Genomic DNA, 13267 nt, shown 5'->3' with positions numbered 1-13267 from the left:
GATCAGTTCGTCGAGCAGGTGCAGCAGGTCGACCAGCGCCGGCATGCTGTCGCTGACCGGGTTGATGCCGATCACCGCGTCGCCGGCGCCGTACAGCAGGCCGTCGAGCATCGACACCGCGATGCCGCGCGGGCTGTCGGTCGGGTGGTTCGGCTGCAGCCGCACCGAGAGGCGCCCGGGCAGCCCGATGGTGTTGCGAAAGCGGGTGACGACGCGGCATTTGCGGGCGGCGAGGATCAGGTCCTGGTTGCGCATCAGCTTGCTGACGGCGGCCGCCATCTCGGGTGTGACGCCAGGGCGGACCCGGGCGAGCGTGGCTTCGTCGGCCGCATTCGAGAGCAGCCAGTCGCGGAAGCCGCCGACCGTCAGGTGCGAGATCGGGGCGAAGGCCGCGCGGTCGTGCGTGTCGACGATGAGCCGCGTGACCTCGTCGTCTTCGTAGGGCACCAGCGCTTCGTCGAGGAAGCGCTGCAGCGGCAGGTCGGCCAGGCACATGCGCGCGGCCATGCGCTCGGCGGCGCTGCTGGCCGCGATGCCGGCGAGCTGGTCGCCGGAGCGCGCCGGCGTGGCGCGGGCCATCAGCGCCTTCAGGTCGGCGAACTGCCAGGTCTGCGTGCCGATGCTGTGCCGGTAGGCCATGCGGGACCCCGTGATTGTCGTCAGCCTTGCGCCGCCAGCGCGGCGGCGCGCCTGTCGCGGCCGCTGACCAGGAACAGCACGGTGGCCGCGGCCATCAGCCCGGCGAAGATCAGCGACAGCAGCAGGTTGTACCAGACCATCGCCACGAGGCACAGCAGCGCGAGCGCGAGCGCGATGGCCGGGAACACCGGGTAGCCGATCGCGGGGAACGGGCGTGCGAGGTCCGGTTCCTTGCGGCGCAGCACGAACAGGCTGAGCATCGACATGATGTACATCACGATCGCGCCGAACACCGACATCGTGACGATGTTGGCCGTGAGCGTCTGGCCGCCGAACGAGAACAGCTCGTCGCTGAAGATCGCCGCGATGCCGATCACGCCGCCGGCGAGCACCGCGCGGTGGGGCGTGCCGAAGCGCGGGTGGATGACGGCGAGCCAGGCGGGCAGGAAGCCGGCGCGGGCGAGCGCGAACATCTGCCGCGAGTAGCCGAGGATGATGCCGTGGAACGAGGCCACGAGCCCGAACAGGCCGATCCACACCAGCATGTGCAGCCAGCCGCTGTGTTCGCCGACGACGGCCTTCATCGCCTGGGGCAGCGGGTCGTTGATGTTGGAGAGCGTGCGCCAGTCGCCGACGCCGCCGGCGAACACCATCACGCCGATGGCGAGCAGCACGAGGGTGACGATGCCGGCGATGTAGGCGATGGGGATGGTGCGCTTCGGGTCTTTCGCTTCCTCGGCGGCCATCGCGACGCCTTCGATCGCGAGGAAGAACCAGATCGCGAACGGGATGGCGGCGAACATGCCGGACAGGGCGAGCGGGCTGAAGCTGTCCTGCCCGGCCCAGCCGTGGGCGGCGAAGTTGGCGGCCGAGAAGCCCGGCGCGACGACGCCCATGAACACCAGCAGCTCGAAGATCGCGAGCACGGTGACGATCAGCTCGAAGGTGGCGGCCGTGCGCACGCCGACGATGTTGAGCGCCATGAAGACGACATAGGCGCCGCAGGCCATCAATTTCGGGCTCGCGGCGGGAAACTGCACCTGCAGGTAGGCGCCGATGGCCATCGCGATGGCGGGTGGTGCGAACACGAACTCGATCAAGGTGGCGAAGCCGGCGATCAGGCCGCCGACCGGGCCGAAGGCGCGGCTGGCGTAGGCGAACGGTCCGCCGGCATTGGGGATCGCGGTGGTGAGCTCGGTGAAGCTGAAGATGAAAGTGGTGTACATCGCCGCGACGACGGTGGCGGTGACGAGGAAGCCGAGGGTGCCGGCACTGGCCCAGCCGTAGCTCCAGCCGAAATACTCGCCGGAGATGACCAGCCCGACGGCCAGCCCCCAGAGGTGCCAGGCGTTCAGCGTGGCTTTGAGATGACCCGTTTGCGTTTGCATGGACGCTCCGATCGCTCTTGTCAGGTTGTAGGGGACTGCTTTTGTGATTCTTGCAAGATCTGTTCCGCTTGGGCGCGGCGCGGGGCGGCGTGKCGGGTGGCGGGGTGCGGTGGGGGCTCAGCTGGGGCGGTCGGCCCTGGCGGGCCGACTGCACGAAGAAGMTCGGCTTCGGGGGTGCATCGGCAAACTCCCGTCACTCACTTCGTTCGTTGTGGTCAAACACAGCCGATGAGTCAGTCTACGAAGCGCGCTGGCGCGCGCCACCCCCGAAACCRATCTTCTCCGTCGCCCCAGAARTCGCCCCCACCGCACCCCGCCACCCGCCACGCCGCCCCGCGCCGCGCAGAACCATCAACTTGTGTTTGGGGGAAAAGACTGAAGTGACCGACRAGCACGCRRGYGCCCGCATGCTCGTCGGCCACTTCAGTCTTTTCCCCCAAAAACAGTGCGGCGGTGCWGGCAAAGGCGCGGGTGGGGAGGCTGGGGAGCGCCAATAGGGGCGGGGCGCCGGAGCTGGCTGGTTTCATGGCCCGCGTGCGCAGCACGCTTCGTGAACTGACTGTCGCCCACTGTTTGACCACAACGAACGAAGTGAGTGGCGGGAGTTTGGGCGACGGGCCGTGAAACCAGTCAGCGGAGGGCAGTCTTCGCCCCGAAAGGGGCGAAGACCGCACCGACCGGCGAGCCCCAGCCTCCCCACCCGCGCCTTTGCCACTACGCGATCAGGATTTCACAACCGCCTTCACGAAGCCCCTCGAGCGCCGGCATCCGGCGCGCCCGCCCGTCGGTGACGATCTGGTCGATGTCGCTCACCGCGCACCATCCGACCCGGCTCGCCTGCCCGAGCTTGCCGTGGTCGGCCAGCATCACCCGCCGCTTCGAACAGGCCACCATCGCCCGCGCCACCTCCGCCTCGCGGTGCTCGTAGCTCGTCGCGCCGTGCACCGCATGCAGCGATACCGGTGACAACAGCGCCAGGTCGGCATGGTGGCGATGGATCTCGGCCACGGTCTGCTCGCCGTAGGTGGCGCCGATGTCGGCCACCGGGCGCCCCCCCAGCAGGATCACCTCGTGGCGCCGCGCATCGGCCGCCACCAGCTTCATCGCCACATCGAACGAGTTGGTGATCACCGTCAGGCCGCTCAGCGACGCCAGCTCCTGCGCCAGCGCCGACACCGTGCTGCCGGCATCGAGGAACAAGGTCTGGCCCGGCCGCAGCAGCCGGGCCGCAGCACGCGCGATCGACCGCTTCTCCGCCAGCCGCACCTTGATGCGCTCGCCGATCGGCGCTTCCGGCTCCGGAGCGGTCGCGACCACTCCCCCGTGCACGCGCCGCAATTCACCGGTGGCCTCCAGCGCCATCACGTCGCGGCGCACCGTCTCGCGCGAAACGCCGAGATCGCTCGCGATGCGCTCGGTGCTCAAGCGCTGGAAGTTCGCGAGCAGGTCGCGCAATCGCTGGTATCGGTCTTCCTGCAACATCGGTTCAAGGGCTCCTCGATCGCGTCAGGACCTGCAGCAGCCAGGCCGACACACCGACGATCAACATGATGCAGGTCGAGAAAGCCGCCGCCTGCGATGTGAACCCGGCCTCGTCGAGCCGCATCACGCTCACCGCGCCCAGCATCGTCGACGGCGTGATCAGGAAGATCACCGCCGACAACGTGACCATCGAGCGCATGAACAGGAACAGCGCCACCGTCCACAACGTGGGCCGCAGCGCCGGCACGTAGACGTCGCGCCAATGCCGCCACACACCGCCGCCGAGCGCGCTGCAGGCCTCCTCCAACGCGTCGGGGACCGCGCGCACGCCGCTGGACATCGTCACGTAGGCCTGCGTGTGGTAGTGGTAGAAGTTGCACAGCGCCAGCAGGAGCACCGAGCCGTACAACGCCGCAAACGGCCATTGCGGGCGGTTGAACGCGAACACATACGACAGGCCCAGCACCAGGCCGGGCACCGCCACCGGCAAGGCAGACAGCAGCGCCACCGCGCGCGCAGGCGCAGGCGGCAATCGCCGCGCCGCCAACGCGAGACCGAGCAGCAGCAGCGTGCCCAGCACCGCGGCGAGCACCGACACCGCCAGCGACGTCCACAGCGGTGCATAGCCGCCCGCCAGCGTGATGTCGTAGTGCTTCAGCGTGAACTCCAGCTTGTAGGGCCACAAGCGCATCAGGCTGCCGATCACCACCGTGCCGACCACGCAGGCCAGCGAGCCGGCGATCAGCAGGTTGCCGACAAAGAACGGCACGTCGCGCCGGGCCCATGGCAACGGCCGCGGCGGGCGTGCCGATTCGGCGCCGAGCCCCGCCTGCCGGCGCGCAGCGACATGCTCGATCCACACCGACAGCCCCGCCGGCAGCAGCAGCAGCAGGCCGACCACCGCGCCGAGCCCGAACTTCATCTGCCCGCTCACCTGGTTGTAGATCTCGGTCGCGAGCACCGGATAGTCGCCGCCGATCACCACCGCATTGCCGAAATCGGTGATCGTCACCGTGAAGACGACGAAGGCCGCGCTCAGCAGCGCATAGCGCATGCCCGGCAACGTGATGTCGACGAAGCGCCGCCACGGCGTCGCGCCCAGCAGCTCGGCCACCTCGTAGTGGCGCGCATCGCCATGCCGGAGCGCGGCGCGCAGGATCATCGCGGCCTGCGGCAGCGCGTACATCACGTCGGCGATCAACAGCCCGCTGAACCCGTACACCTCGGGACGCACGCCCAGCAGCTTGCCGACCAGCCCGTTGCGCCCCAGCAGGAAGATCAGCCCGAGGCCCAGCACCAGCGACGGCGCCAGCACCGGCAGCGCCAGGCTCGCTCCGACGAAACGCTTGCCCGGCATCGCGGTGCGCTCGAGCCCGAACGCGACCACGAAGGCGAGCAGCACGGTGATCGCGGTCGCCGAGACGCCCAGCACCAGGCTGTGCGCGAGCGCGCGCCACACGCCGGGCGTGTCCCACAGCGCCACCCAGTTCGACACACCGACGCCGCCGCCCTCGTCGAGCAGGCTGCGCCACGCGATCGTCAGCATCGGCACACCGAAGAACAGGACCAGCGCCACCAGCGGGATCCACAGGCAGGCGCGCAGCAGCCAGCGGTCGAGCGGCGCGTCGATCACCCTGCCACCCACGCGCAATCGGCCGCGGCGATCTGCACCGAGACCGCGTCACCCGGCAGCAACGCCGGACCGGCCGCCGGCAGCTCGGCCAGCAGTTCGCGGCCTCGCCAGCTCACGCGCAGCCGGCGCAGGTTGCCGAGGAAGCTGAGGTCGATCACGCGGCTGTCGCCATGCGGGTCCGGCGCCAGCACCACCCGCTCGGGCCGCACGCACGCCGCGTCGCCGACCGGATCGCCGCGCAGCAGCTCGGTCGCCGCCTCGCGCACCCATTCGCGCGGCAGCAGGTTGCCGTGCCCCATGAAATCGGCGACGAAGCGGGTCCGCGGCTGCAGATACAGTTGCTGCGGCGTGCCCTGCTGCTCGATGCGGCCCTGGTTCATGCAGACGATCGTGTCGGCCAGCGCCATCGCTTCCTCCTGGTCGTGCGTGACCATCAGCGTCGGGATGCGCAGCCGGCGCTGCAGCTCGCGCAGCTCGTGGCGCAGCTCGGCGCGCACCTTCGCGTCGAGCGCCGACAGCGGCTCGTCGAGCAGGATCAACGCCGGGTCGACCGCCACCGCGCGCGCCAGCGCGACCCGCTGCTGCTGGCCGCCCGAGAGCTGGGCCGGATGGCGTTGCGCCAGTGCTGACAGCTTCACCAGCGACAGCAGCTCGGCCACGCGCGCCTCGATCTGCGGTGCCGGTGCACCGCGGATGCGCAGCCCGTAGCCGACGTTCTGCGCCACCGTCATGTGCGGGAACAGCGAGTACGACTGGAACACGATGCCGAAGCCGCGCTCGCGCGCCGGCACGGTCGCCAGGTCGCGACCGCCCAGCATCAGGCGGCCCCGGTCGGCCGCCAGCAGCCCCGCGATGATGCGCAGCAGCGTCGTCTTGCCGCACCCGCTCGGCCCCAGCAGGCACACGAACTCCTCGGCCCCGATCGAGAGGTCGATGTGCTCGAGCGCGACGAATCCATCGAAGCTCTTGTGCAGGCCGCTGATCTGGAGCGCCATGCCGGGCGACGCGCTCACCGCCCGATCGCCTTCTGCCAGGCCGCGAGCGTGGCGTCGCGGTCCTTGGCCGATTGCGCGAAGTTCATCGGGTAGAGCACCTTCGACAGGTCGGCTGGCAGCCCGGCGATCTGCGCGGCCTTCGACGGCGGCGTGCCGGGAATCGTGACGATCTCCTTGTACTTCGTGTAGAGCGCCGCGGCCTGCGGCGACAGCGTCCACTCGAGGAAGCGCTTCGCATCGGCCTTGTTCTTCGAGCTCTTCATCAGCGCCGAGGCTTCCAGTTCGTAGCCGGCACCGTCACTCGGAATCACCATCTTCACCGGAAAGCCCTCCTCCACCGACTGGATCGCCGCGAACGCGAGCGACGCGCCGATCGCGTACTCGCCCGCACGCGCCGCCTTGCACGGGCGCGAGCCCGACTTGATGTACTGCGCGACGTTGYCGTCCAGCGCCTTCAGGAAGGCCCAGCCCTTCTCGCTGCCCTGCGACTGCAGCAGTGCAGCCACCTGCAGGTAGCCGGTGCCGGAGGACACCGGGTTGGGCATCACCACCTCGCCCTTGTAGACCGGGTTCGCGAGGTCCTTCCACGAGGTCGGCATCGGCAGGTTCTTGGCTTTCAGCACGTCGGTGTTCACGCAGAACGCGGCCATGTAGCCGGTCGCGGCAAACCAGCTGCCGTCGGCGGCCCGGTAGGCGGCCGGCAGCTTCTCGGCGCCTTTCCCGGCATGGGGCTCGACCATCGCGCCGATGCGCGGATCGAGCATGTTCGTCACCGCCCAGCCCCAGATCACGTCGTGCTGCGGGTTGCCCGCCTCGGCCAGGATGCGTGCACCCAGGTCGCCGGTGGACAGGCGCAGCACCTTCACGTCGACGTCCGGCAGGCTCTGCTTCGCCGCCGCCACGTACTCGGCGATCTCGTTCTCCTCCAGCGCGGTATACGCGGTGATCGTGCCGGCCCGGGCCAGCCCGGGAACGGCGAGCGCGGTGAACAGCGTGGCGGCAAGCAGGGGGCGGTGGACGGTCATGGACTTCTCCGGTGGATGCCTCAAACGAGGGCGGGACAACAGGGGCGGGACACCAGCACAGGGCACGCTTCATGCATTCGCGTTGTGCGTTTCCTGGCGTTTGTGCAAATCTGTGTGTTTCCACATGACGCTCCCGCACGATGCATGCCAACCCACGAGGTCCTCGATGAGCGATGAAGCGCTGTCCCCCGCCCCATCCGCCCTGCTGCCGGACGACGATGTCCGGTTGGCCGAACAGTTGGCCGATGAAGCCGGCAGGCTGGCGCTGCGCTGGTTCCGCGGCCGCGTCGAGGTGCTGACGAAGGCCGACGACAGCCCGGTGACGGTCGCCGACCGCGAAGTCGAGCGCATGCTGCGCGAGCGCATCGCCGCAGCGCGGCCCGGCGACGGCCTGCTCGGCGAGGAGCACGGCCGCGAGCGACTCGATGCGGAAAGGGTCTGGGTGATCGACCCCATCGACGGCACGAAGGCCTTCATCACCGGCTCGCCGCTCTGGGGCAACCTGCTGGCGCTGCTGTGGCGCGGCCGGCCGGTCGTCGGCGTCGTGAACCTGCCGGCGCTCGGCGAGTGCTGGGTGGGACGCGCCGGGCAGCCGAGCCGCTGGAACGGCGCACCGTGCCGCAGCAGCGGCTGCACGCGGCTGGCCGACGCCCGGGTCTACACCACCTCGCCCGACGCCTTCGATGCCGACGGCTGGCGCGCCTTCGACACGCTGAGCCGGCGTGCCGCGCTGCGGCGCTTCGGCGGCGATTGCCACAGCTACGGCTCCCTGGCGTCCGGCCACGTCGACCTGGTGGTCGAGAGCGGGCTGCAGCCCTACGACTTCCTGGCCCTGGTGCCGGTGATCGAGGGCGCCGGCGGCGTCATCACCGATTGGCAAGGCCGCGCGCTGCACATGGGTTCTGACGGCCGGGTGGTCGCGGCGGCCACGCTGGAACTGCAGGCCCAGGCGCTGGCCGCGCTGGCGTGACGCGGTGGCTTGAAATCGTGACCGAACGCGCCATGTGCAAGGAGTCACAGTCGGCCGCTTGCGCTCAGCGGCAACCGCTCTAAGATGGGCCATCCGACCGCAGCCCTGGCACCAGACCACGGAGAACACCATGACGAGACAACGTTCGGCCCTGGACCTCCTGTCGCAGTACGCGGCCTACCACCGCGACCGCCGCAACATCACCACCCATTTCTTCGGCATCCCGCTGATCGTGTTCGCCGTCAGCGTGCTGCTCGCCAAACCGGCCTTCACGCTCGGCAACCTCGCCCTCACCCCCGCCTGGATCGCCTGGGGCCTCGCCACCATCTGGTATCTGACGCGCGGCAACCTCGCCCTCGGCCTCGCGGTCAGCCTCGCCAACGGCGTGCTGACCGTCCTCGCGCAACAGGTCTCCGGCGGCAGCCTCGCCAGCTGGCTGGGCTGGGGCCTCGGCAGCTTCATCGCCGGCTGGGTCATCCAGTTCATCGGGCACTACTACGAAGGGCGCAAACCGGCCTTCGTCGACGACCTCGTCGGCCTGCTGGTCGGCCCGATGTTCGTCACGGCCGAGATCATGTTCGCGCTGGGCTGGGGCCGGCCGCTGCTGGCCGAGATCGAGCGCCGGGTCGGCCCGACCGTGCTGCGCGACCTCGCCCACCCCGCTGCCTGATTCGTGACCCTCCGCCAGGTTCGGCGCGCCGCGCTGGCGCTGGCGGCTCTGCTGGTCCTGGCCATCGCCTTCCTGGTGGTCCAGGCGCAGCGCCATCCTTCCCTCGATGAGTTCCGGTCACTGACGCTGCCGCCGGCTCCCGCCGGCTCGGCCGTCACGGTGCGCTTCGCCGGTGTCGCGACACTGCTGTTCGACGACGGCGAGACCGCCTGGATGACCGACGGCTTCTTCTCGCGGCCCGGCATGCGCCCCACCTTCTTCGGACGCATCGGGCCCGACGCCGCGGCCATCGACAGCGCACTGAAGCGCCTGGGCGTCAACAAACTCGCGGCCGTGGTGCCGGTGCATTCCCATTACGACCACGCGATGGATTCGCCCACCGTCGCGCTGCGCACCGGCGCCGTGCTGGTCGRCTCGAACTCGACGATGCAGATCGGCTTCGGCGCCGGGTTGCCGCCGGCCCAGTTGCGCGAGGTGCAGCCGGGTGACAGCGTCACGCTCGGCAAGTTCAGGCTGACCTTCATCGCGTCACGCCACAGCCCGACGCCGTGGAGCGATGGCGTGTCGGTGGAGAACATCGCGGCGCCCGTCGTCCCGCCGACGCGCGCACCGGCCTGGCGCGAGGGCCAGGTATGGAGCATCGTCGTCGAGCACGCCTCGGGCGGCCGCTGGTTGATCGAAGGCAGCGCCGGCTTCATCCCCGGCGCCCTGGCCGGCCGCCAGGTCGACACCGTGTTCCTCGGCGTCGGCACGCTCGGCCGCAAGGACGACGCCTACCGCAGCGCCTACTGGCACGAGACGGTGCAGCTGACCGGCGCCAGACGCGTCGTGCCGATCCACTGGGACGACTTCTGGCAGCCGCTCGACCGGCCGCTGCAGGCGATGCCGCTGCTGTTCGACGATTTCGGCGTGACGATGGCCGACCTGTCGCGGCGGGCAAAGCAGGACGGCGTCGAGCTGCGCCTGCCACCGCTGTTCACGCCCTTCGCGCCCTAGCAGCGCGCTTTGAGGTCACAGCTTGTGACCTCAAGCGCCTGCTCAATCCGCCCAGGTGACCACGCCACTCCACGCCGTCACCAGCACCACGATGCCGAACACGATGCGGTACCAGGCGAACGGCACGAAGGTGTGCGTGGAGATGTAGCGCAGCAACCAGCGCACGCAGAAGAACGCCGAGATGAAGGCGGCCACCATGCCGACCACCCACATGCCCAGGTCGTCGATCGACAGCAGCGCGCGCTCCTTGTAGAGCGAGTACACCGACGCGACGCCGAGCGTCGGGATCGCGAGGTAGAAGGTGAACTCGGTCGCCACCTGCCGCGACAGGCCGAACAGCATGCCGCCGATGATGGTGGCGCCCGAACGGCTCGTGCCCGGGATCAACGCGAAGGCCTGCGCAATGCCGACCTTCAGCGCATCCAGCGGTGTCAGGTCGTCGACCGAATGCACCCGCACGCTGTGCTGGCGCCGCTCGGCCCACAGGATGACCAGGCCGCCGACGATGAAGGTGGTCGCCACCGTCGGCGCGTTGAACAGGTTCGCCTTCAGCATCTTGCCGAACAGCAGGCCCAGCACCGCCAGCGGCAGGAACGCGATGCCGACGTTCAACAGCAGCCGGCGTGCCTTCGGGTCGCTCCCCAGCCCGCCCAGCACGCCGCCGATGCGACCGCGGAATTCCCACACCACGGCCAGGATCGCCGCGGACTGGATCACGATCTCGAACAGCTTGCCGCGCGCATCGTTGAAGTGCATCAACGACCCCGCCAGGATCAGGTGCCCCGTGCTCGACACCGGCAGGAACTCCGTCAGGCCCTCGACGACGCCCATCACCGCCGCCTTCAACAACAGTACGAAGTCCACGCGCATTCCCCGGCAAAAATGAGCGCCGATGATAGCGGCCACCCACGGCTGCCCAGGCCCGTGAACAAGGGGTTACCCCGATGCCGCCCTCGCCCCCGGCTTGACCCCCACCACCCCACACCTTACATTACTGACCAGTCAGTCAGTACCAGTCCATGAGTACCCCCCACCCCCTCCCCGCCCGCCAGCGCCGCAAGGAAGCCCGTCCGCAGGAACTGCTGGACGCGGCTTTGGCGCTCTTTTCTGAAAAGGGTTTCTCCGCGACCCGGTCGGAAGAGGTCGCGGCGGCGGCCGGGGTGTCCAAGGGCACGCTCTATCTCTATTACCCGAGCAAGGAAGAGCTGCTGAAGGCGGTGATCCGCGACCGCGTGTCGACCGAGATCCAGAGCGGCGTCGACGAGGTGCGCGCCTTCGCCGGCAGCAACGCCCAGGTGCTGCGCGAGGTGCTGCCGCGCTGGTGGCTGCGCATCTTCGAGAGCCCGGCCTCCGCCGTCTTCAAGCTGATCGTCACCGAGGTGCGCAACTTTCCCGACATCGCCGAGTACTACCGCGAGCAGGTCGTCGAGCCCGGCTCGCAGCTGGTCGGCGCCATCGTGCAGCGCGGCATCGACGCCGGCGAATTCCACCCGGTCAACGTCGAGTTCACCGTGCACTCGCTGATACTGCCGATGATCATGCTGTGCATGCACAAGCACTCGCTGGGCGCCTGCGCGCCGGTGCCGTCGCTGATGACTCCCCACGATTTCGTCTACCAGCACATGGACACCGTCACCCGCGGCATCGAGCGCCACCCGGCACCGGTCATGCCATGAAGCGCTGGATGAAGTGGGCGGTCCCCGTCGTCGTCGTCGCGCTGATCGGCGGCTTCGTGATGCGCGCGCTCAGCGCCCGCAAGCAGGAGCAGGCCCTGCTCGGCACCACCAAGGCACCGGCGGCGCTGGAGCTCGCGCCCGGCGACCTGCTCGTGCTGCGCCCGCAATCGTTCGCCCGCACGCTCGCGGTGTCGGGCGGCCTGAAGGCGGTCAACAGCGCGGTGGTGCGCGCCAAGGTCGCGGCCGAGGTCAAGTCGCTGACGGTGCGCGAAGGCGACAGCGTCAAGGCCGGCCAGGTGATCGGCCAGCTCGAGACCACCGAGGTCGAGCTGCGCCTGCGCCAGGCCGAGCAGAACGCCGCGTCGGCGCGCGGCCAGCTCGACATCGCCCGCCGCACGCTGGAGAACAACAAGGCGCTCGTCGCGCAGGGTTTCATCTCGGCCACCGGGCTGGAGACCTCGGTGTCGAACGAGGCCTCGGCCCAGGCCACCTACGGCGCCGCGGTCGCCGCGGTCGACCTGGCCCGCAAGTCGCGCAGCGATGCGCAGCTGGTCGCGCCGATCAACGGCATCGTCTCGGTGCGTGCGGTGCAGCCGGGCGAGCGCGTTGCGATCGACGCCAAGCTGGTCGAGGTGGTCGACCTGTCGCGCATCGAGCTCGAGGCCGCGATCGCCCCCGAAGACGTCGGCACGGTGCAGGTCGGCCAGGCGGCCACGCTGCAGGTCGACGGGCTCGCCGCGCCCGCGCAAGCGAAGGTGGTGCGCATCAACCCGAGCACGCAGTCGGGCACGCGCGCGGTGATGGTCTACCTCGAACTGCAGCCGCAGCCCGGCTTGCGCCAGGGCCTGTTCGCGCGCGGCGCGATCGAGATGGAACGCAAGACCGCGCTGGTCGTGCCGGCCAATGCCGTGCGCGTCGAGCAGGCCCGGCCCTATGTGCTGGCGGTGGTCGACGGCAAGGTGGTGCAGCGCCCGGTGACGCTGGGCGCCCGCGGCAGCGTCGCCGGCAGCCTGGAGCGCGACGGCCAGGTCGAGCTGCTGCAAGGCGCCGGCGGAGGCATGACGCTGTTGCGCGGCACCGTCGGCCCGGTGCGCGAAGGCACGGCCGTGCGCGTCACCAGCGCGGCCTCGGCCCCCTGACCGGCCCTGCCCCACCATGTGGTTCACCCGCGTCTCGATCGGCAACCCGGTGATGGCCACGATGGTCATGCTGGCCTTCGTCGTGCTCGGGCTGTTCAGCTACCAGCGCCTGGCGGTCGACCAGTTCCCGAACATCGATTTCCCGACCGTCGTCGTGCAGATGGACTACCCGGGCGCCTCGCCCGAGATCGTCGAGAGCGAGGTCACGAAGAAGATCGAGGAGGCGGTCAACACCGTCGCCGGCATCAACTCGCTGTACTCGCGCTCGTATGAAGGCACGGCCGTCGTGATCGTCGAGTTCAACCTCAATGTCGACGGGCGCAAGGCGGCCGACGATGTGCGCGAGAAGGTCGCGCTGATCCGCCCCAACCTGCGCGACGAGGTGAAGGAGCCGCGCATCTCGCGCTTCGACCCGGCCAGCCAGCCGATCTTCAACGTCGCAGTGCTCTCCACCGACGGCCAGCGCTCGCCGCAGGAGCTCACCACCTGGGCCACCCAGGTGCTGCAGAAGCGGCTCGAGAACGTGCGCGGCGTCGGTGCGGTCAGCGTGATCGGCGGCGTCGAGCGCGAGATCAACGTCTACGTGCGGCCGGCCGCGCTCGATGCGCTGGGCTTCAGCGTCGACCAGGTCGTCGCCGCGGTGAAGAGCGAGAA

General features: G+C 69.7%; 13 protein-coding genes. 6 read left to right on the top strand and 7 right to left on the bottom strand.

Features of this window, described 5'->3' with window-relative positions; genetic code table 11:
• From eutB to AC1DXV_RS23115, 6 genes are all read right to left on the bottom strand, one after another.
• A partial coding sequence (gene eutB / locus AC1DXV_RS23140) for an ethanolamine ammonia-lyase subunit EutB (RefSeq protein ID WP_477935746.1) occupies positions 1-639 on the bottom strand: 639 nt, incomplete at its 3' end.
• A 20-nt stretch (positions 640-659) separates the two neighbouring features.
• Positions 660-2027, bottom strand: a complete 1368-nt coding sequence (gene eat / locus AC1DXV_RS23135; protein ID WP_477868553.1) for an ethanolamine permease — start codon at positions 2025-2027, stop codon at positions 660-662.
• Between the two features lie 714 nt (positions 2028-2741).
• Complete coding sequence (locus AC1DXV_RS23130) at positions 2742-3509, bottom strand: DeoR/GlpR family DNA-binding transcription regulator (protein WP_477864414.1); 768 nt, start codon at positions 3507-3509, stop codon at positions 2742-2744.
• Between the two features lie 4 nt (positions 3510-3513).
• A complete protein-coding gene (locus AC1DXV_RS23125) occupies positions 3514-5142 on the bottom strand; it encodes an ABC transporter permease subunit (RefSeq protein ID WP_477864415.1) in 1629 nt (542 codons plus the stop codon).
• Entirely contained in the window at positions 5139-6137 is a 999-nt protein-coding gene (locus tag AC1DXV_RS23120) for an ABC transporter ATP-binding protein (RefSeq protein WP_477864425.1), read from the bottom strand. The genes AC1DXV_RS23125 and AC1DXV_RS23120 overlap by 4 nt, the downstream gene beginning before the upstream one ends.
• Before the next feature lie 14 nt (positions 6138-6151).
• Entirely contained in the window at positions 6152-7162 is a 1011-nt protein-coding gene (locus AC1DXV_RS23115) for an ABC transporter substrate-binding protein (protein WP_477935744.1), read from the bottom strand.
• 166 nt (positions 7163-7328) lie between these two features.
• Here AC1DXV_RS23115 and hisN point away from each other — a divergent pair, with 166 nt between their 5' ends.
• From hisN to AC1DXV_RS23100, 3 genes are all read left to right on the top strand, one after another.
• Positions 7329-8132, top strand: a complete 804-nt coding sequence (gene hisN, locus AC1DXV_RS23110; protein ID WP_477864417.1) for a histidinol-phosphatase — start codon at positions 7329-7331, stop codon at positions 8130-8132.
• A 130-nt stretch (positions 8133-8262) separates the two neighbouring features.
• Positions 8263-8802: an Mpo1 family 2-hydroxy fatty acid dioxygenase gene (locus AC1DXV_RS23105; protein WP_477864418.1), complete on the top strand. Its 540-nt coding sequence runs from the start codon at positions 8263-8265 to the stop codon at positions 8800-8802.
• Between the two features lie 3 nt (positions 8803-8805).
• A complete protein-coding gene (locus AC1DXV_RS23100) occupies positions 8806-9798 on the top strand; it encodes an MBL fold metallo-hydrolase (RefSeq protein ID WP_477935742.1) in 993 nt (330 codons plus the stop codon).
• Positions 9799-9840: 42 nt separating this feature from the next.
• On the opposite strand, the gene AC1DXV_RS23095 is transcribed toward AC1DXV_RS23100, so the two are convergent.
• Positions 9841-10662, bottom strand: a complete 822-nt coding sequence (locus AC1DXV_RS23095) for an undecaprenyl-diphosphate phosphatase (protein ID WP_477864420.1) — start codon at positions 10660-10662, stop codon at positions 9841-9843.
• 155 nt (positions 10663-10817) lie between these two features.
• Between AC1DXV_RS23095 and AC1DXV_RS23090 the strand changes: the two genes are divergently transcribed.
• From AC1DXV_RS23090 to AC1DXV_RS23080, 3 genes are all read left to right on the top strand, one after another.
• Positions 10818-11474, top strand: a complete 657-nt coding sequence (locus tag AC1DXV_RS23090; protein WP_477864421.1) for a TetR/AcrR family transcriptional regulator — start codon at positions 10818-10820, stop codon at positions 11472-11474.
• An 8-nt stretch (positions 11475-11482) separates the two neighbouring features.
• Positions 11483-12613 (top strand): efflux RND transporter periplasmic adaptor subunit, encoded by a 1131-nt coding sequence (locus tag AC1DXV_RS23085; RefSeq protein ID WP_477935741.1) that lies wholly within the window; start codon positions 11483-11485, stop codon positions 12611-12613.
• 16 nt (positions 12614-12629) lie between these two features.
• Positions 12630-13267 (top strand): efflux RND transporter permease subunit (locus AC1DXV_RS23080; protein ID WP_477935740.1); only part of this gene is annotated, 638 nt, incomplete at its 3' end.

The organism is Rhizobacter sp. P3_C12, from assembly GCF_056402735.1.
Note: the sequence above shows the minus strand (reverse complement) of the source record. Positions and strands in the feature narration are given on the sequence as shown.

Excerpts from the sequence above, each read along its gene's own strand:
- eat (WP_477868553.1), bottom strand. The coding sequence starts at position 2,027 with ATGCAAACGCAAACGGGTCATCTCAAAGCCACGCTGAACGCCTGGCAC.
- AC1DXV_RS23130 (WP_477864414.1), bottom strand. The coding sequence starts at position 3,509 with ATGTTGCAGGAAGACCGATACCAGCGATTGCGCGACCTGCTCGCGAAC.
- AC1DXV_RS23120 (WP_477864425.1), bottom strand. The coding sequence starts at position 6,137 with ATGGCGCTCCAGATCAGCGGCCTGCACAAGAGCTTCGATGGATTCGTC.
- hisN (WP_477864417.1), top strand. The coding sequence starts at position 7,329 with ATGAGCGATGAAGCGCTGTCCCCCGCCCCATCCGCCCTGCTGCCGGAC.
- AC1DXV_RS23105 (WP_477864418.1), top strand. The coding sequence starts at position 8,263 with ATGACGAGACAACGTTCGGCCCTGGACCTCCTGTCGCAGTACGCGGCC.
- AC1DXV_RS23090 (WP_477864421.1), top strand. The coding sequence starts at position 10,818 with ATGAGTACCCCCCACCCCCTCCCCGCCCGCCAGCGCCGCAAGGAAGCC.
- AC1DXV_RS23085 (WP_477935741.1), top strand. The coding sequence starts at position 11,483 with ATGAAGTGGGCGGTCCCCGTCGTCGTCGTCGCGCTGATCGGCGGCTTC.